At 45.5% G+C, this 19,117-nt stretch carries 15 protein-coding genes; 9 read left to right on the top strand and 6 right to left on the bottom strand.

The window, feature by feature from the left end; genetic code table 11:
* Positions 1-2: 2 nt before the first annotated feature.
* Positions 3-323: a rhodanese-like domain-containing protein gene (locus tag MH117_RS09435; protein WP_239328392.1), complete on the bottom strand. Its 321-nt coding sequence runs from the start codon at positions 321-323 to the stop codon at positions 3-5.
* A gap of 196 nt (positions 324-519) precedes the next feature.
* Here MH117_RS09435 and aroA point away from each other — a divergent pair, with 196 nt between their 5' ends.
* The 4 genes from aroA (at position 520) to ptsP (ending at position 6,348) form a co-directional block, all read left to right on the top strand.
* Complete coding sequence (gene aroA / locus MH117_RS09430) at positions 520-1,824, top strand: 3-phosphoshikimate 1-carboxyvinyltransferase (RefSeq protein ID WP_239328391.1); 1,305 nt, start codon at positions 520-522, stop codon at positions 1,822-1,824.
* An 81-nt stretch (positions 1,825-1,905) separates the two neighbouring features.
* Positions 1,906-2,340 (top strand): CoA-binding protein, encoded by a 435-nt coding sequence (locus MH117_RS09425; RefSeq protein ID WP_239328390.1) that lies wholly within the window; start codon positions 1,906-1,908, stop codon positions 2,338-2,340.
* A gap of 349 nt (positions 2,341-2,689) precedes the next feature.
* Positions 2,690-4,582: a glucose PTS transporter subunit IIA gene (locus tag MH117_RS09420; protein ID WP_239328389.1), complete on the top strand. Its 1,893-nt coding sequence runs from the start codon at positions 2,690-2,692 to the stop codon at positions 4,580-4,582.
* The gene (gene ptsP, locus MH117_RS09415) at positions 4,579-6,348 is read left to right on the top strand and encodes a phosphoenolpyruvate--protein phosphotransferase (RefSeq protein WP_239328388.1); all 1,770 of its coding nucleotides are present in this window, start codon (positions 4,579-4,581) and stop codon (positions 6,346-6,348) included. Before MH117_RS09420 ends, ptsP begins: the two co-directional genes overlap by 4 nt.
* A 212-nt stretch (positions 6,349-6,560) precedes the next feature.
* Here the strand turns inward: ptsP and MH117_RS09410 are convergent, their stop codons facing one another.
* Positions 6,561-7,085 carry a type 1 glutamine amidotransferase domain-containing protein gene (locus MH117_RS09410; RefSeq protein WP_239328387.1) on the bottom strand — a complete coding sequence of 175 codons (525 nt, stop codon included), beginning with the start codon at positions 7,083-7,085 and terminating at the stop codon, positions 6,561-6,563.
* Positions 7,086-7,428: 343 nt separating this feature from the next.
* Here MH117_RS09410 and MH117_RS09405 point away from each other — a divergent pair, with 343 nt between their 5' ends.
* From MH117_RS09405 to MH117_RS09390, 4 genes are all read left to right on the top strand, one after another.
* Complete coding sequence (locus tag MH117_RS09405; RefSeq protein ID WP_239328386.1) at positions 7,429-7,866, top strand: hypothetical protein; 438 nt, start codon at positions 7,429-7,431, stop codon at positions 7,864-7,866.
* 45 nt (positions 7,867-7,911) lie between these two features.
* Positions 7,912-8,253 carry a bacillithiol system redox-active protein YtxJ gene (gene ytxJ, locus MH117_RS09400; protein WP_239328385.1) on the top strand — a complete coding sequence of 114 codons (342 nt, stop codon included), beginning with the start codon at positions 7,912-7,914 and terminating at the stop codon, positions 8,251-8,253.
* A gap of 118 nt (positions 8,254-8,371) precedes the next feature.
* Positions 8,372-9,382 (top strand): catabolite control protein A, encoded by a 1,011-nt coding sequence (gene ccpA / locus MH117_RS09395; protein ID WP_239328384.1) that lies wholly within the window; start codon positions 8,372-8,374, stop codon positions 9,380-9,382.
* Positions 9,383-9,489: 107 nt separating this feature from the next.
* Complete coding sequence (locus MH117_RS09390; protein ID WP_239328383.1) at positions 9,490-10,194, top strand: 5'-methylthioadenosine/adenosylhomocysteine nucleosidase; 705 nt, start codon at positions 9,490-9,492, stop codon at positions 10,192-10,194.
* A gap of 184 nt (positions 10,195-10,378) precedes the next feature.
* On the opposite strand, the gene MH117_RS09385 is transcribed toward MH117_RS09390, so the two are convergent.
* Together MH117_RS09385 and MH117_RS09380 are read right to left on the bottom strand one after the other, a co-directional pair.
* Complete coding sequence (locus MH117_RS09385; protein WP_239328382.1) at positions 10,379-11,563, bottom strand: acetoin utilization protein AcuC; 1,185 nt, start codon at positions 11,561-11,563, stop codon at positions 10,379-10,381.
* Between the two features lie 19 nt (positions 11,564-11,582).
* Positions 11,583-12,215: a GNAT family N-acetyltransferase gene (locus MH117_RS09380; RefSeq protein WP_239328381.1), complete on the bottom strand. Its 633-nt coding sequence runs from the start codon at positions 12,213-12,215 to the stop codon at positions 11,583-11,585.
* A gap of 393 nt (positions 12,216-12,608) precedes the next feature.
* Between MH117_RS09380 and acsA the strand changes: the two genes are divergently transcribed.
* Positions 12,609-14,333 carry an acetate--CoA ligase gene (gene acsA, locus MH117_RS09375; protein ID WP_239328380.1) on the top strand — a complete coding sequence of 575 codons (1,725 nt, stop codon included), beginning with the start codon at positions 12,609-12,611 and terminating at the stop codon, positions 14,331-14,333.
* 305 nt (positions 14,334-14,638) lie between these two features.
* Here the strand turns inward: acsA and MH117_RS09370 are convergent, their stop codons facing one another.
* Positions 14,639-17,812 (bottom strand): penicillin-binding protein 1A, encoded by a 3,174-nt coding sequence (locus MH117_RS09370; RefSeq protein ID WP_239328379.1) that lies wholly within the window; start codon positions 17,810-17,812, stop codon positions 14,639-14,641.
* Positions 17,813-18,089: 277 nt separating this feature from the next.
* On the bottom strand, positions 18,090-18,689 hold the full coding sequence (rpsD, locus tag MH117_RS09365) for a 30S ribosomal protein S4 (protein WP_239328378.1): 600 nt from the start codon (positions 18,687-18,689) through the stop codon (positions 18,090-18,092).
* Positions 18,690-19,117 lie beyond the last annotated feature (428 nt).

Here is a 19,117-nt window from a genome sequence, read left to right as displayed (position 1 = left end):
GACTAGAACTGGATTGGACCCTCGATGTCAGCCCAAGCCAGCATACCGCCCTCCATGTTAACAGCCCCTTCAATGCCGAGATGTTGTAAGTATTCACAGACGCGTTCGCTGCGATAACCGCTTCGGCATATAAAAATGATCTCAGAGGTACGTTCAACCTCTTGGATCCGATCAGGAATCTCATTCATGGGAATATGCTTGGCGCCAGGAATGATGCCTTGGGCTACTTCCTCATGCTCGCGCACATCTATGAGGTTTAACGCTTCACCTCGTTCAAGGCGTAACTTTAACTCTGAGACGTTAATCTGCGGTATAGTATTCATATGGCCTCCCTTAAATCTAGTGATCATATATCTTGCATATAAGATATGATGTATATCACAAGTTGTCAAAATGATCATAATAAGCGTGTTATCTTTTGTCAATTCACATCTACTGCTCCTTTTGGGAGAAAGTAAGGTAAATGTGTAATTCGATATTTAGTACAGAAAAATAAATCGATAAAAAGGAGTGGTTGTAATGGACATGCTGGTCAAGCCGACAGCCCAATTAAAGGGTGATATTCAAGCGTTATCTTCCAAAAACTACACAACACGTTATTTGCTCGTTGCTGCATTAGCGGAAGGAACAAGTACGATCTATTATCCGGCGCACAGTGAAGACAGTGATGCCATGCGCCGCTGCTTGCAGGATCTCGGCGCTATACTCGTAGAAGATGATACAAAGATCGTATTAACGGGTTTCGGAAACACACCACGTCTACAGCCTGCATCAAAGGAACTGAACGTTGGGAATGCGGGGGCTGTGCTGCGCTTCTTGATGGGAATTGCTTCTTTGCTGCCGGAAGTACATTTTGTAAATACATACCCCGAATCACTCGGCAAGCGACCGCACGACGATCTAATTGTTGCGCTCCAACAGCTAGGGGCGGATATCGAGCATCGTGAAGGCAGATTGCCGATTACGATCCGTGGTGGGCAGTTAAAAGGCGGACATATCAAGGTATCTGGTAACATTAGCTCACAGTATTTGAGCTCCTTGTTGTTTTTGCTGCCGCTGCTGAAAGAAGACAGTGTTGTCGAGGTGACGGATGATCTGAAGTCAAAAGTAGTGGTTGGTCAGACACTGGAAGTTATCCGTGAGGCAGGAATTACGATTGAAGCGAGTGAGGATCTGATGCACTACCGTATTCCGGGAGGGCAGCATTACACAGCCCGAACTTATCACGTGCAAGGTGACTATCCAGGTTCAGCAGCTGTGCTAGCCGCTGCTGCCGTAACACATTCCGATGTGACGCTGCGCGGTTTGACTGTGGACAGTAAGCAGGGGGAACGTGCCATTGTGGATGTGCTGCGAATGATGAATGTACCCTTGACTCATGAAGACAGTGTCGTACGTGTACAAAGTGCTGGCAAGTTGACCGCGATTGACTTTGACGGGGATGCCGCAACAGATGCTGTGTTGGCTATGGTTGCAGCAGCGGTATTTGCAGATGGAACTTCGCGGTTCTACAACGTAGAAAATCTCAGATACAAGGAATGCGATCGTATTACTGACTATGTAAACGAACTTCGTAAGGCAGGCGCAAATGTGGAAGAGCGTCAGGCAGAGATCATTGTCCATGGACGCCCAGAAGGTGTGGAAGGCGGAGTAGAGATAAACGCGCATTATGATCACCGCGTTATCATGGCGCTGACCGTCGTTGGATTGCGTGCTAAGCAGCCTATCCGCATCAAGGATGCACATCACGTTGCTAAGTCATACCCGCAATATTTTGATCATCTTCTGGCGTTAGGTGCGCAAGTGGAATGGATCGACGGGTAGATATATTTAAGCTTCTGATAAAGGATAAACGCATAGCCTAAAACATGAACTAAAGCATATATGAGAATGGAGGAATTCGCGATGGCATATGAACATCCTTCGCAAGATGCACTTAAACAATTGCTGTCAGCCAGCAAGACGATTGCTGTTGTTGGGCTGTCAGAAGATCCGACACGCACTTCGCACATGGTTGCAGCAGCGATGCAGAACAAAGGGTATCGTATTATTCCGGTTAACCCGAAAGCGGCTCAGATTTTGGGCGAGACTTGTTATGCCACGCTGGAGGCTGTTCCAGAAGCGATTGATATCGTCAATGTGTTTCGCCGCAGTGAGTTCTGTCTCGACGTTACCAAGGAAGCAGCGGCTGTTAAAGCAGGCGCTGTATGGTTACAGCAAGGTATTGTTAATGAAGAAGCTGCAGCTTATGCGAAGGAACATGGAATGGACTTTGTAATGGATGCTTGCATTAAAGTTGTAGATGCGATACTGCTTCCTGAAGGGAAACCGCACAAATAAATATAGAGCCAGTAAACAAGAGCCGACTAGGAGCCATTCCTTGCGGCTCTTGTTTGCGTTGGCTAATATGTTAATCGATATGCTCACAGAGGGGCTAGGTAACAAATTTAAAGTTAGCCTTCTGGCATCTAGTCAAAGAAAAGGCTACCTTGGCTAATTAATTATTGTTGTTTGGGTTGGAGGTAGCGTATAATAGTCATGGCTTTGGACTTGGATTACATGTGAAATGGGGAGCTTTTTTTACTATCCACAGTACTGTCGTCCTAACGATGAGACATCGTTTATATTGACTTACATAACTTAAATTAGAGAATATATTTTGATACGCGCTGGAAGGAGAGAGGTGCTCTTGAATCAATTAGGATCGTTGCAGCAGCTTTCTCGTGCTTTAATGCAGCCGCTTATGGCTCTGCCGGCGGTTGCTATCTTGCTTGCCATTGCCCAACTCTTAAGCAGCTTAGGATTCGCTGACGCTTCCATTTGGATGGATTGGGCGGGCAAGACCATGCTGTACATGATGCCTTATTTGTTTGCTGTAGGCGTTGCGCTTGGATTGTCCAACAACGAGGGGAATGCAGGTTTTGCAGCTTTAGTGGGTATGTTTATTTTTCATCAATTGCTCCAATACACAACGCCAGCGGGTGTTACGGTTGTTCAACCTACCATACTCATCGGTGCGCTGTTTGGTGTGCTTGCAAGCTTGGCCCACGACCGTTTTCATCATTTTCAGCTGCCCGAATATTTACAGTTTTTTGGCGGCCCTCGCTTTGTGATGATCGTGATGTCATTATGTTCGGTAGGGTTATCATTTCTGCTTGTGTCGATCATGCCCTTTCTGGAGCAAGGGGTCACGTTTGTAGGTGATGAGATATTGGCGATGGGCAGCTTTGGCGTATTTCTGTATGGAGTACTTCATCGGGTGCTGGTCGCTTTTGGTCTGCATCATTTGTTAAACAATATCGTTTGGTTTCAAGTCGGTTCTTACAACGATACGAACGGTATGTCTTTTACAGGTGATCTGCCCCGGTTTTTTGCGGGAGATCCTACCGCTGGCACGTATATGGCAGGCTTGTTTCCGATTATGATGTTTGCGCTGCCTGCGGTGGCGATGGCGATCATACATGAATCACGCGAGGATTTACGTCCGAAGGTGTACAAGACTTTTTTAAGCGCTGCATTTTTATCGATGTTTACGGGCATTACCGAACCTATAGAGTTTGCATTTTTGTTTGCTGCTCCATACTTGTTTGTCGTACATGCGCTGCTGACAGGAGCGGCTATGTGGCTTACAGCTGAATTAGGCATTCATCACGGATTTTCTTTCTCAGCGGGGGCATTAGATTATATTGTGAACTTTCATCTTTCAACCAATGCGATTTGGTTAATCCCGATCGGTATTGGGTTTGCCATTGTATATTATGTGCTGTTTCGATTTGCCATCCATCGATTTCAAATCCCTACGCCTGGACGAGTAGAAGGTTCGCTGCTGGATGATATGGCTGGTGACCTTATTCATCGCGTACCTCTGATTATTCAGGCGCTTGGCGGTAAAGATAATCTTGTCGACATTCAAGCCTGTATTACACGTTTGCGTCTGCGCGTACATAATGACAAGCTGATTGATCGTCGTACGCTTCGTTCCTTGGGATCAGCAGGTGTGCTCCGTCTGGGCGGTGGACATGTGCAAGTTGTTTTTGGTACGTATTCCGAGATTCTACGGGATGAGATGTTAAAACGTATACAGCGAGATATGAAGCAGGTGTGGTTTGTGGCACCAGTACAGGGTCGGATGATCCCAATTGACGAAGTGCCTGATACGATATTTGCTAAGAAACTGGTCGGTAACGGTGTTGCCTTCTATCCAGACAAAGGAGAACTTGTATCTCCGGTTGCCGGGTTCATTAGACACGTGTATCCAACGATGCATGCAGTTGGGATAGAGACGCCGGAAGGTTTGGAAGTATTACTTCATATCGGAATCGAAACATCGACGTTGAATGGAGCGGGCTTCCAAGCTGTTGTTGAAGAAGGCGAAGAGGTGAAGCCAGGTCAACTGCTTGTCAAATTCGATATCGCCTACATCAAGAAGAGGAGCCGATCAATGGCCACACCAATGGTTATCACCAATTCAGATAAGGTTGCATCATGGAGCTTCGCACCTTATGCCCAAGTGAAGAAGGGACAGACATCTGTGCTGTCCGTAGTCCTGCGCGAAGACAGTAATGGGGGTGAGAAGCGTTGACTCAGAAGGTTAGAGGCATAGGAGCATCAAGTGGTATCGCGCTTGGTAAAGCATTTGTACTCCCTACATGGGAGTGGGATGTACCGGAAGAGAAGATGGACCCATCCGATTTGGCGAGAGAGTTCGAGCGCTTATATGAGGGTGTTCGCTCTTCCAAAGATGAGATTGAATATATTAAAAATGAAATCCGCGATATGGTGGGTAGTGAAGAATCAACGATTTTTGACGCCCATCTTGCTATATTAGAAGATCCTGTGTTTATGAATGAGATTCAGGGTATTATTCAGCGACAATACAAAGCCGCAGAAGTTGCAGTAAAAGAAGCAATTGATCATTTTGTCACCATGTTTGATTTGCTCGACGATGAGTATATGAAAGAACGCGCGCTTGATATTAAGGACGTGGGCAACCGACTGCTTAAGCATTTATTAGGAGCACCAGAAATAACGCTGCCTACAGATACTCAGCCTTACATTCTGGTGGCTAAGGAATTATCTCCTTCACAACTTGTCCATCTGAATCCAAAAAATGTGCTCGGGATCGTAATGTTAATGGGAGGCAAGACTTCTCATTCGGCGATTATGGCACGCGCACTGGGCATTCCGCTGGTTTTGGGGCTGGATGGAAAGTTGGAGAAGCCGATTCAGACTGGCGACATGGTCATCGTGGATGGCGAGCATGGCTACGTGTACGTAGAACCAACCGATGAAGTGATGATATGGTATGAAGAGCGCCGTCATGTGTTTTTGAAGGAAGCAGATGAACTGGCTAAAATGAAGGACCTTCCTGCGGAGACAAGCGATCACCATAGGATACATCTTGCAGCTAATATTAGTTCCACCAGAGAACTTGATATTGCAGAGCACAATGGAGCGGAAAGTATCGGCTTGTTCCGAACGGAATTTATGTATATGGATCGTACATATCCACCTAATGAGCTGGAGCAGTTCACTGTGTATAAGGAAGTTGCACAAACTTTTCAAGATCGACCAGTTATTATACGTACGCTCGACATCGGTGGGGATAAACCGATGGATTATTTACAGCTGCCTGAAGAGGATAATCCATTTCTAGGATACCGGGCGATCCGGATTTGCTTGGATCGAACGGACGTGTTCAAAACACAGCTTCGTGCTGTATTGCGTGCAAGCGCCTTTGGCAAGGTGAAATTAATGTTTCCGATGATCAGTTCCTTTGAAGAAGTGGCGGCCGCTAAAAGGCTGCTGGAGGCTGCTAAGGAAGAGCTTCGTCAAGAAGGAACTGCATTTGACGAACATTTGCCTATTGGGATCATGATTGAGGTGCCCGCGGCTGCGGCCATCGCGGATCTTCTTGCTGAGGAAGTTGACTTCTTCAGCATTGGAACGAACGATCTGGTACAGTATACGCTGGCTGTGGATCGTATGAACGAGCAGATCGCACATATGTATGATCCCTATCATCCTGCTGTGCTTCGACTCATACGCCACACGGTAGAGTCCGCGAAACGAAGTGGAATAACGGTTGGGGTATGTGGAGAGATGGCGGGCGACCCGCGTGCGGTCCCTCTTTGGATTGCACTAGGGGTTGACGAGCTGAGCATGTCTTCAAGATCTATTCCAAGAGTGAAGGCAGCTATTCGGCGGACAGCACATCTGACATGTGTTGAAGTGACCAAGCAAGCTTTCTCTAGTCGGAACAAGGCAGAATTGGAACAAGTCCTTCATTTGGATCAATTTCCTAATTCGGCACCAGAACAGACGGGGGAAAAGTCAATGAATTCTTGAGTTGAATTCTGATCGAAAATGCAAATGGGGCGGTAGTCAGTAAACGATTCTTGGAGCTAATTCAGGAATTTAGATGAAAATATAATGGAGCACAAGTACGACTGAGGGCTATCACGATATACTATGGCTGTTATAGCTTTGACATGCATGAAGTGTGGCAGGATGACTCCGCACCACACTTCGCGCATGAACCTAGGCATAGACTATTGTTATCATATGCCTGCGAGTGCATCGCAGAACGCTTTGCCGTAAGCAGGCAAGTCTGGTGGACGACGTGAGGAAATAATATTTCCGTCAACCACAACATCCTTGTCCAGCCATATAGCCCCTGCATTTTCCATATCATCACGAATACCTGGAGTAGACGTTACGGTTCTGCCGCTCAATATTTTGGCGGAGATTAATACCCAGCCTGCATGACAAATTTGGCCAATTGGCTTGTTGGCAGCATTCATTTCGCGTGTAATACGCAGCACATCTTCATAACGGCGCAGCTTGTCCGGCGCCCATCCACCCGGAACGAGCAGGGCATCATAGTCAGCTGTATTTACGGTTTTAAAGGCATAATTCGACGTAGCGGGAACACCGTATTTCCCCATGTAAGTATGCCCAGCCTCCGCACCAACCAAGTGAACCTCAGCGCCTTCTTCACGGGCGCGGTAGACGGGGTACCACAATTCCAAATCTTCGAACTCTTCATCAACCAGTGCAATGATCTTTTTTCCAGCTAAACGCATCGAGTAATCGACTCCTTTAGATTTATAGTTTATGGTGTCAAATAGTTAAATGACGTGCAAATAATGGTATAGCTACACGTATTTAACCACAATTGCCTTTAAATGAACATACAAAAGCGTAGGCAAAGGCTTATAATTGTGAGTAACATCATTGTTTATTATACATGAATTGAATTCTCATTTTCTAAATGTGTAAATAAATACATGCTTATTGGAGCAGGAGAACGGTTAATAAAGTCGAAATATACGTTAATCCATACGCGAGCAGAGTAGTTGTTGGGGTTGAGATGCACGAATGCAAATACGAGAGACGAATGTATATGTAATCTAGGGGTGATCCAGTATGAACAAGCGTTGCACATGCGGTCAAGAGATGGATATGACATTACGTACAGTAGTACATGCACGAACCATTGAGATTCATCACGTTCCTGTATACACCTGCACTTGCTGTGATCACTCAGAGTTGTTCCCTGAGTTAAAGCAGGATGTGATTAGGTTGATGAAGCTGTTAACAAATGACGAGTCTGCAAAAAGAAAGCGCATTTATTTTGATGAAGAACATGAAGTAGCCAGTGTATTTAAAGAATGTCTGGATATGGGCGGGGATCATTTGCTTGATCTATTTAACCATATGGTAGTAGAGCGGGTGAATCATCTGCTTGACATTTATTTACTCGCCAAGACTTGGGGCGATGTTGAGTGGATGATCGACATTCAACGCCGGTTAAAACAACTAACAACATTTAGTGCTACTCCTTATCAGGTTAAAATCAGTTAAGTTAGCAATAATGTAATATATCAGCGTTAGAGGAGGAGGGTATTGATGTACAATGTGGATACGGATTCCAAGCTGCATGAACTGATCTCCAAGTCCCATGAACAGCCGGTGGTGTTGTTCAAGCATAGCACACGCTGCCCAATTAGCACGAATGCCGATGAAGAGATGTCGCTTGTAGTTAAGCATTTTTCACAAGGCCCTATTCAGTTTGGCTTAATTTATGTCGTTGAGAATCGAGATGTGTCGCTGCTGGCAGCAGATGAGCTCGGGATCAAGCATGAATCTCCGCAAGTATTAGTGCTGCAAGATGGTAAAGTCCTCTGGCACGATTCCCATTATGGGATTCGATATGACAAGTTGGAGCCAATACTTTCTCAATTTAGCTAAAAGACGACAATTTATGTATATGAGTTGACGTGTCATTGCGAATTTTCTGAAAATATCGTATTATTGACTTTAATATGTGAGTACGTATTAAATAACTAGGTAATTGGAGAGAAGGATCGTGACGGTAACTATTTATGATGTAGCGAGAGAAGCAGGCGTCTCGATGGCGACTGTCTCCAGGGTTGTAAATAACAACCCGAACGTAAAGCCTCAAACGCGTAAGAAAGTTTACGAAGCGATTGAGCGTTTAGGTTATCGCCCCAATGCGGTTGCCCGCGGACTTGCGAGCAAGAAGACAACGACAGTCGGTGTTGTTATTCCTGACATTTCCAATTCCATTTTTGCTGAGATTGCGCGTGGTATTGAAGATATAGCTAATATGTATCATTACAATATCATCTTGTGCAATGCGGACAAGAAGAAGGAGAAGGAAATTCGTGTTATTAACACGTTGCTCGAGAAACAAGTGGACGGCTTGCTATTTATGGGCGGAGTGGTCACGGAAGATCATGTACAAGCTTTCCGTACAGCTTCTGTACCTATCGTGTTATGTGCAACGACGGATGAGAACGGCGTTATCCCATCAGTAGACATTGATCATGAAGGGGCCGCATTCGATGCTGTGAACACGTTAATTCGTCACGGCCACCGTGACATTGCGATGATCAGCGGCACGCTGCAGGATCCAGCGAATGGCTTTGCTCGTTTCCAAGGGTACAAGAAGGCTCTTGAACGCGCTGGTATTGAATACAAGGAAGATCTGGTACGGATCGGTAACTATCGATACGAATCGGGTGTTGAAGCGATGAAATATTTCCTTGGTCTGAAGAAGAAGCCGTCGGCAATCTTCTCAGCAACCGATGAGATGGCTATCGGTGCCATACACTGTATTCAAGATGCAGGACTTAAAGTGCCTGACGATTTTTCAGTCATCAGTGTGGATAACATTCGCATGGCTTCTATGGTGCGCCCACAATTGACGACGGTTGCACAGCCGATGTATGACATCGGAGCGGTAGCTATGCGTCTGTTGACTAAGCTTATGAAGAAAGAGAATGTGGAGCACTCTCAAGTGATCCTGCCGCATGAGACGATTCTTCGATTGTCGGTAAGCTCTGTGAACGAATAAGCGCGCGAGACGGTGCTAAGCCCCGAGTAACGGGGCTTTTTGCATGTACGGACACGTCTGGCTGTGGTACTAGGTAACAGGAATGGATACGCGTGGGAGGGAATAAGATGACAATCGGAATTATAGGTGCAATGGATGAGGAAATCGCTTTGCTGCTTACTGCTGTATCGGACATGCAAGAAGAGACACAAGCGGGCAACCGATATTATAAAGGATTGCTGCATGGCCATCAGGTCGTAATCTGCAAGTCCGGTGTCGGCAAGGTTAATGCAGCAATTACAACTCAAGTATTAATTGACCGCTATCAAGTAACTCAAATTTTATTTACCGGTGTCGCGGGTGCGGTTAATCCGAACTTAAACATCGGGGATATTGTCATCTCAAGCGCGTGCATTCAGCATGATATGGATGTGACGGCGCTCGGGTTTAAGCCAGGTGAGATTCCTTATCAAGCTTGTTCAACGTTCACGGCAGATGCACAATTAATTCGCCTTGCCGAGAGTGCGTGCGCGAACCGATTTGCAGGACGTTATATGAAGGGAATCGTATTGTCAGGTGATCAATTTATTGCGAGCCGTGAAAAGGTTCGTGCCTTGTTTGAGACCTTTGAGGGTGCTTGCACAGAGATGGAAGGCGCTGCAGTGGCACAGGCTTGTATGTTAAATCATGTGCCGTTTGTTATCATACGCTCGATGTCTGATAAAGCAGATGGTTCGGCTCACGTCAACTTTGCAGAGTTTACGGTTACAGCCTCAGAACATTCTTTCCAGATCATCGAAAGCATATTGCTCGAGTTGCAAGCTGCAATATAGTGCACACTGCAAGCACTCTAGTTTACTGCGGCTATATCACATGTCTGTAGTCATATCCAAATAAAAATGGTTGAGCAGTGTTTACATTGCTCAACCATTTTTATTGCTGTATAAGCTGGACAATACTTGGGAAATTATATCAGGTTAGACATATCAGTCTGCTATAATGAAGAGCTAGTGTATCCTAACGTACATACTCCAAAGCAATGTTTTTTACTTTGGCATTATGTTCTTGAATGATTCGACGACGTGGCATAGGTTCCCACAAGTTTACATTATCGAGCCATGTGTGGGGCAAGTCTACTGGGGAACGGTGCTGCCAATGCTCAATCCAGTCGGTTGGGATGGACTTTAGTGGTGCTTCGGTTAATTGTTGAATAAGCGGATGATCAGTCATCTCTAGCCATAATAGGCTCCAAGCACGCGGCACGACTCTCCATATTTCGTAACCGCCGCCTCCAAGTGCCACCCAGCGCCCTTCACAATAGGTATGAGCGAGCTTATGAATGATACGTGGCATCTCCTTATAAATCCGCATGCTGCAGTGCATGTGAGAAAGCGGGTCCAGTGCATGCGCGTCACATCCATGCTGGCTGATAATAATATCTGGCTTAAACGAGTGGGTGACTTGTTCTATCGTGTCCTGAAAGCATTCAAGCCACGATTCATCTTCTGTATAAGGTTCCAATGGGACATTCACACATGAGCCAAAACCTTCACCTGATCCGCGCTCATAAACAAATCCTGTGCCAGGAAACAGAAACTTGCCTGTCTCATGAATAGAATAGGTCATAACGTTAGGATCGGTGTAGTAGGACCATTGAACGCCATCTCCATGGTGTACATCAGTATCGATGTACAGGACTCGTGCATCGTACTGTTCTCTAAGCAAGGCGATAGCGACAGAGGCATCATTATAGACGCAGAAGCCCGCGCCTTTACCAGGGAAGGCGTGGTGAAGACCACCTCCTAGATGGATCGCATGTTGCGTACGGCCTGACATAACGGCATCACAGGCGGCGACAGAGCCTCCTACAATAGCAGATGCTGCTTGATGCATGCCAGGAAAGTAAGGCGTGTCGTCTGTGTCTAACCCGTAGGAAGCTGCTTTAAGAATCCAGTCTGGGTCAGGCAACGGTTCACTTAGTTGGCGGACTGCATTCACGTAGTCAGACCTATGTATAAGCTGAAGCGCTTCCAATCGGGCAGAAGCTGGCGACATCATCTGTTCGGGTTGCAGTGCGCCTATTCGTGCAAGTAGATCCTGCGTCATATGCAAACGCGCCTGATCAAATGGGTGATCCGCGTAAAAATGATAGTTGAATGTGTCGACATGTTGAATAAATAAAGCGTTCGGTTTACTACTCATGCGGTAAATCCTCCAATATTTAATACATGAAACGCTGTCTAAAGCGGACACGGTCAAATTGTTCTTTAGAAGAGAGCGGCACATCCTTACCTATACGTACCATTAAGCAGTTAGCTGGATGAGAGCAAATCTCAGGGTCGTCCGTAGCATACCAAATCATGTCGACAGACTCCATCAGCTTCTCCATCATTTTTCGGTAGTCCCAAACATTAAGTCCGGTTCCGTCCAAATCCCAGTGCCAGTAATATTCGGTTGTAAATACAATGTAATTTTCTAGCTGACCTTCCTCAAATGCTGTCTCAATCATACGACGCCCGAGTCCAAGTGAACGATAATCAGCTGCCACTTCAATCGCACCAAGTTCAATCAGGTCCTCCATGTTACCTTCAGACCAACGTTCCAGTTCATCGGGATAATGAAAGGTAACGTATCCAACGATTTTGTCCTCATCACGTGCAATAATCATTCGACCTTCAGGAAGTTGGGCAATCTCGATAAGTGCTTGATGTTGTTCTTTAGGCCTTCGAAAGGCATTCAGATCGGAATGCATGTCTAGCACCTGCAATACCGCTGGCTTCACGGGTCCTTCTACAATAACAACACGATCGCCATAAGGGACGATATGTGCGCGATAGCATTTACGATGTTCCATGAGCGACACTCCTTTTAGGGTTCATCTTCGTTTATAGCAAATATTACAAGATTTGAAAAGGAGAGTTTTGAAGAAGTTGTCGTTAATTTGCAAATAGTGAATGCTGTCGAAGCAGTCATCACTAATGCGGATGAAGAAAAGAAGCTGTACATGCTATGTGATTTTATCGCTAACAACGAAAAATGAACGTTCAAAACTAAAATATTACAGGAAAAGAATAGGCGAAAATTAATTCATATGCTATAATGATTGTGCCAAAAAGTTCATAATATTTCCCCTTGACATCAAGCGAATACATCATCGTCCCTTATTGATAGTTTCATGAAAGCGGTTAAATAATCGCCATGCAGACAGACGCGTCTAAAGAAGATTGAAACAGGAGGATGAAACGGAATGGGTAATGTGCAAGGAGAAATCATTGCTGCCACAGCAACAAGTCCGAATTTGACGAATTATGAGGTATCTGCAGAAAGTTTTAACTGGGAGGAAATTGAAAAGCACTTTACATGGCATGAATCGGGAAAAGTCAATATGGCATATGAGGCGATAGATCGTCACGTAGCCGAAGGGCGTGCTGATAAGATCGCTTTATATTACAGCGATGCGCAACGCGACGAGTCTTATACGTACGGTGAGTTAAGCCGGAAGTCGAATCAATTTGCCAATGTGCTGCGCAAATACGGAATCGGCAAGGGAGAGCGTGTATTTATTTTTATGCCGCGCACACCCGAACTGTATTTTAGTTTGCTTGGAACTTTAAAAGTTGGAGCGGTTGTGGGTCCTTTGTTCGAAGCGTTTATGGAGACAGCGGTTAAAGACCGATTGGAAGACAGCGGTGCGATTGCGATCGTGACAACACCTGCACTGCTGCACCGTATCCAGCGAACTGAGCTGCCTGCTCTGAAACACATTGTTGTAGTTGGCGAAGGTGTGCAGGCCGAAGAAGGGATTATTGACTTCTACGCTGAGATGGAAGCAGCTTCTGAGGAAACGGAGATTGAATGGCTCGGGCGCGAAGACGGACTGATTATCCACTATACATCTGGTTCAACAGGTAAGCCAAAAGGTGTTTATCATGTTCAGAATGCTATGATTCAACATTATTATACAGGGAAGATAGTGCTTGATCTTAAAGAAGATGACGTCTATTGGTGTACAGCCGATCCAGGATGGGTAACAGGTACATCTTACGGAATTTTTGCGCCATGGTTGAATGGGGTATCCAACGTAGTCCGTGGTGGCAGATTCAGTCCACAAGATTGGTATGGCACTTTACAACGATATAAAGTAACCATCTGGTACAGCGCGCCTACGGCTTTCCGTATGTTGATGGGAGCAGGGGATGACGTATTGTCAGGGTTTGACCTATCTTCAATACGTCACGTATTGTCTGTAGGTGAACCGCTTAACCCTGAAGTTGTACGCTGGGGGTTAAAGGTGTACAACCAGCGCATCCATGATACGTGGTGGATGACGGAGACTGGCGCACAGTTGATTTGCAATTATCCAAGCATGGATATTAAGCCTGGTTCGATGGGGCGTCCTATACCTGGTGTGCAGGCTTCTATTATCGATGATCAAGGCAATGAGCTGCCGCCTTATCGTATGGGGAATTTGGCGATTCGTACATCCTGGCCATCTATGATGCGTAAGGTATGGAACAATCCTGCTAAGTACGAAGAGTATTTCCGCTTGCAAGGGTGGTATGTATCAGGTGACTCGGCTTATCGTGACGAAGATGGATACTTCTGGTTCCAGGGGCGGATCGACGACGTAATTAATACCTCAGGCGAGCGAGTAGGACCATTTGAGGTTGAAAGTAAGCTTGTAGAGCACCCTGCGGTTGCAGAAGCCGGTGTTATTGGAAAGCCTGATCCGATGCGAGGTGAAATTATTAAGGCCTTTATCTCGCTGCGTGAAGGTTATGAGCCATCGGATGAATTAAAGGCGGATATCTCAAAGTTCGTTAAGGAAGGCTTGTCTGCTCATGCTTCACCTCGTGAGATTGAGTTCAAAGACAAACTGCCGAAGACACGTTCAGGTAAGATCATGCGTCGTGTATTAAAAGCGTGGGAGCTTAATCTGCCAACAGGCGATCTGTCAACAATTGAAGATTAACATCGATAGACAGATCCTTATTCATTCGATAGATTGATGAAGGATAGGCCTTATAATTTGTTCATAAATCATTACAGCATGAAAGAGCTACAAGGGCATGGGTAACTCAGCCCTTTGATTGTACATGTGATTTCTGATGTCTGGTAAGCAGGAAGACATGCATTATATAGCTGAGTCATTTGACAGCTATATAATGTGTGTCTTTTTATATTGGCTTGAGGAGGGACTAGCGCATAAAAAAAGTGGCTGAGCGCCTAGATTTAGGCTGCTCAACCACTTGCTCAGCAGTGCTGCATGTCTTGCTGCTATTTTTCAACGTTAACTTGTCTTGAGCCCTTGGATTCGCCCTTACTGTTAGCCGCGGTTACATAGTACCACCCTGATGGGTTCATCGTAATCATTTCGAATTCAGGAATCGGCACAGAGCCGATTCGTTCGTACTTGCCATCACGAGCAGCACTATAATACACGTGATACTCCGTCGGGCTGTTATTGGAAGCTTTCCAAGCCAGACTTACACCAAGATCCGTTAACTTCGCTCTTAGTTGAGCAGGGGCATCTGGTAACTCAGCAACTGGTGGAGATTGATCTCCCGGTTGTTGAGTAGAGCCGTTGCCCCCAGTCTCTGGTGTAGTCTGGTCGCCTGGCTCTGCAGCTTCTCCACTGCCTGGTGGAGTTGTTTGTCCTCCTGAGCCTGGTGTGCCAGTACCGCTTGAAGGTGGTGTAGTACTGCTGCCTCCACCCAAAGTAACAATAGCGGATGGAGCCGACTCTTTGCCTACAACGTCAACAGCAGTCACATAGAAGCTGTAGTTATTGCCAGCTGATACATAATTGGTGAACCGAGTGTCATCGCCTGATAACACAGTTGCATCCATCTTCTGATAAGCCCCACCATTTAAAGAACGGTATAAACGATAACCAACGACATCCCCCTGCGGGCTCTTACTAAATGATATACGCGCGGATGTACTGTTGATTGATTCTGACCGAACGGACGTTGGTGCGCTAGGTGCCGCTCCGTCATCTTTGCGTGGGTCTTTTTGGGATGGAGCATCCAACTTGGCATCTGCAGGCAGATAGTTATCCAATGAACGTCTTCTGCTGCTTGACGACAACCGATCTAAACCTCTGCGAAGCTCTTCAATCAACTCTTGAATTGGCTTCTCCCGTTTCACAACAACTTGTTCATGAGTGAAGTCATCAGGAGTAGCCGGATTAGGAATGTAATTGACTCCGTTATAGGTAATATACTTCATCATAACGAGCGCATCTTCTTCTTTGGTAGGAATATACTTGCGGTTGAAGATATCGGTTACTAGACGATTGGCTGCTCTCGTTAGTGCGTTAGGCAGCTTGCCGCTGAAGCCTGACACGGTCATCCTAACAATTCCATCCGGACGTTCAAAGTTCTTGTTGTGAAGCAGGCCAGGCTTCGCCTTCATTACTTCATTCATCACTTTGGACCATATTTCCGTTGATCGTGAATATGCGCTTTTGTTAAGGACGTGAATTTGCTTTTCATAACCTATCCAGATTCCCATTGTGACATCAGGTGTATATCCAATAAACCAGGAATCTGCATAGTTCTGCGTAGAACCCGTTTTGGCAGCTACATCATATTCACCATATCCATTAAATAATGATTTAACTTTTCTGCCTGTTCCACGTGAATCGCTGATTACGGTCTTCATCATATCAGTCATTAAATATGCACTTTGCTTGGATACGACCTGATTCGGTTCTGACTTATGCTTATACACTTCGGTTCCAGTAGGCCCATAGATCTTACCAATAAAATAAGGTTCATTATACTGGCCCTGATTCGCGATAGCACCGAATGCATTCGTAATCTCTTCTACGGTGACACCGTATTTTAAACCGCCGATAACACCAGTCTGCGCTTGATAATCTTCGGGTTGAATCGTTGTAATGCCTAACTTTTGCACGAAATCCCAAGACTTTTTAATCGTTACCTTGTCTAAAAATATTTTTAGAGCAGGCAAGTTCAAGGATTGGTTTAAGGCATCCCGAGCCGTTACAAGTCCTTGGTAACGATTGTTGGCATTACCTGGTATATGGAATCCCTTAGAGCCGTCCTTTAGAACGATAGGTGCATCATCCAGAATCGAAGCAGGTTGAACTAAGCCCAAATCGATAGCAGGCAGATAAGCAGCTAACGGTTTCATCGTTGATCCCGGCTGGCGCATCATCTGTGAAGCCAGATTCATCTGTTCTTCATAGAAATCACGGCCTTCGATCATACCAAGAATGGCTCCAGTCCGGTGGTCAATCATGACACCTGCGACTTGCTCAATACCTCTTGTCTCGTCAGTTTTTGTAAAGTTGTCTGCATTCTGTGAGACTCGCTTCATTGCATCGTATACCTGTTTGTCAATCGTCGTATAGATGCGATATCCGCCGCGTAACAGTTCCTGGCGAGCATCTTCTACCAATTGATTGTTCTCGCGCTTGCGAAGATCCGCCTTGGTTAGCTTCGGATTGCGCTGAAGCAGGAGAGTCTCAGCTGCCACGCGCTCAGCTTCAAGCATGAGATACGGGTATGTAGAATAAGCTTTCTCTTTAGGCTTGGCAAGCTTGGCCCGAATATCGTAGGCGAGAGCGTCATTGTATTGCTGCTGCGTAATTTTATTCTCTTCCAACATACGTTTTAAAACGAGCTTTTGGCGTTCAATTGCCCGGGCAATACCTTTCTCATTGTATTCCCCTTTGCCAGTAAAAGCCGTATAAACGGATGGAAGCTGCGGCAATCCTGCTAAATAAGCGGATTGCGCTATTGTAAGCTTACTCAGGTCTTCCACATTAAATATGCCTTTTGCGGCTGCTTTGATCCCGTACACATTGTAACCATTGGATCCGTTACCGAACGGCATCTTATTTAAATAGGCTGTAATAATCTCTTCTTTACTTAGCATTCGTTCAATACGAAGTGATAAAAATATTTCTTTTGCTTTCCTTGCATCTGTCTTATCCAAGCTGAGGAAAACACGTCTTGCAAGCTGTTGCGTTAGCGTACTTCCGCCGGTTTGAACCGGTTGATTCATCACTTTCTGAACGACGGCGCGGGACAAGCCACGAAGGTCAATGCCCGGATGATCAAAGAAACGGTTATCCTCTGTAGCGACGAGCGCGTCTATAACAGACTGTGGAATCTTGTCATATGTGGTTAGGGTGCGGTCTTCATCGGTTCTAAGCTGTCCGATTGGGGTACCGTCCTTGAAGAACACGTATCCGGTGATCGCGTTCTCTGCTATCTTCTCCTGTATCAGTTCCTTCGAACGTATAGGTTCATCTTTGACGAGAGAAGTTACATATCCGAGGACAACTCCTCCTGCAAGAAAGCCACAGAGCAGACCAAAGAACAGGATCCACTTTGTTACACCCCAAAAGCGACGACCGAAGGAGCGCTTCGGCTTAAGCTTGGGAGTTTCTTGTTTCGTCAATTTCTCCTCAACCATGCATAATATCCTCCTTAATAATTGCAGCGCTTTCCATTATACCACATAAATAGATTTGATAGCTCTACCTATAGACGAATATCCTTGCAATATGTTCCATAGTTCGTACAATTTGTTGGCGATAGTTGTCGTTACATACAGATTTTCCACCCGAAAAATGGGAGTGAAATACAACTCAAAGTAGTGTTGTTTAGTGCGGGGAAGGTATAAGTATATGTATTTGGCCATAAAAAAACGTTGGAGCCAGAGGCCCCAACGTTTTTGATGTTCGTTAATATTAACGGCTGTAGAACTCGACGATTTGTTTCTCGTCGATATCTTGGGACAACTCACCGCGGTCAGGAAGACGAATGAACTTACCTTCCACTGCAGCTTCGTTGAACTCCAAGTAGCCTGGCAAGTGATGACGGCCTTCAATAGCCTCTTTGATCACTTTCAAGCCACGGCTTCTTTCACGCAAGCCGATAACGTCGCCAGTGCTTACCAAGTAGGAAGCGATGTCGACTTTCTTGCCGTTTACAGTCACGTGACCGTGGGATACCAATTGACGTGCGCCTGCACGGGAGTTGGAGAATCCAAGACGGTATACAAGGTTGTCCAGACGGCTCTCAAGCAAGAACATGAAGTTCTCACCAGCGATACCTGGCAACTTCGTTGCACGATCGAACAAGTTGCGGAATTGCTTCTCGTTCAAGCCGTACATGTGACGCAATTTTTGTTTCTCTTGCAATTGAACACCGTAACCACTCAGTTTCTTGCGTTGGTTAGGACCATGTTGTCCTGGTGGGTACGCGCGTTTCAATTCTTTGCCAGTGCCGCTCAAGGATACGCCAAGACGACGGCTTAATTTAAATTTAGGACCTGTGTAACGTGCCATATTAAAGTTGACTCCTTCTCATTCATGATATGGTTTGAATGTGGGTCTCTTTGCGCCGATTCTCATACTATAGCCAATTAAGAAATAGAATTCTTATCCAGCTCATCCTTGGCTCAGGCACGAAATGTTTCAGCCGCAGTCGTGCCTGCGATGGAAGTCGTGAGGGGTGACACAACAGTTCGCCCATATACATCAAGTAATTTTATAAGATTGGGTATAGAAATGTCAAGTTGTAAAATCTTTCTTTATCACGACAATGCTTCAAATAAGTGAATTGCCCATGGATATAAAATACATTTAAATTACAAAATAAAACTATATAGATGTAAATTAACAAAAATAAAAAGCAGATCGACATAATACGACAGAACTATACCGCAACGTTCGACATAGTTCTATTGTCCTAAAAAATATGGTTGATAACCCTC

It is taken from the genome of Paenibacillus sp. ACRRX (genome assembly GCF_022346885.1).
GTDB lineage: Bacteria > Bacillota > Bacilli > Paenibacillales > Paenibacillaceae > Paenibacillus_B.
This window is presented reverse-complemented; position numbering and strand designations above follow the sequence as displayed.

Excerpts from the sequence above, each read along its gene's own strand:
- MH117_RS09425 (WP_239328390.1), top strand. The coding sequence starts at position 1,906 with ATGGCATATGAACATCCTTCGCAAGATGCACTTAAACAATTGCTGTCA.
- MH117_RS09380 (WP_239328381.1), bottom strand. The coding sequence starts at position 12,215 with ATGGAACATCGTAAATGCTATCGCGCACATATCGTCCCTTATGGCGAT.
- MH117_RS09390 (WP_239328383.1), top strand. The coding sequence starts at position 9,490 with ATGACAATCGGAATTATAGGTGCAATGGATGAGGAAATCGCTTTGCTG.
- rpsD (WP_239328378.1), bottom strand. The coding sequence starts at position 18,689 with ATGGCACGTTACACAGGTCCTAAATTTAAATTAAGCCGTCGTCTTGGC.
- MH117_RS09410 (WP_239328387.1), bottom strand. The coding sequence starts at position 7,085 with ATGCGTTTAGCTGGAAAAAAGATCATTGCACTGGTTGATGAAGAGTTC.
- MH117_RS09385 (WP_239328382.1), bottom strand. The coding sequence starts at position 11,563 with ATGAGTAGTAAACCGAACGCTTTATTTATTCAACATGTCGACACATTC.
- acsA (WP_239328380.1), top strand. The coding sequence starts at position 12,609 with ATGGGTAATGTGCAAGGAGAAATCATTGCTGCCACAGCAACAAGTCCG.
- MH117_RS09370 (WP_239328379.1), bottom strand. The coding sequence starts at position 17,812 with ATGGTTGAGGAGAAATTGACGAAACAAGAAACTCCCAAGCTTAAGCCG.
- MH117_RS09405 (WP_239328386.1), top strand. The coding sequence starts at position 7,429 with ATGAACAAGCGTTGCACATGCGGTCAAGAGATGGATATGACATTACGT.
- MH117_RS09435 (WP_239328392.1), bottom strand. The coding sequence starts at position 323 with ATGAATACTATACCGCAGATTAACGTCTCAGAGTTAAAGTTACGCCTT.
- aroA (WP_239328391.1), top strand. The coding sequence starts at position 520 with ATGGACATGCTGGTCAAGCCGACAGCCCAATTAAAGGGTGATATTCAA.
- ytxJ (WP_239328385.1), top strand. The coding sequence starts at position 7,912 with ATGTACAATGTGGATACGGATTCCAAGCTGCATGAACTGATCTCCAAG.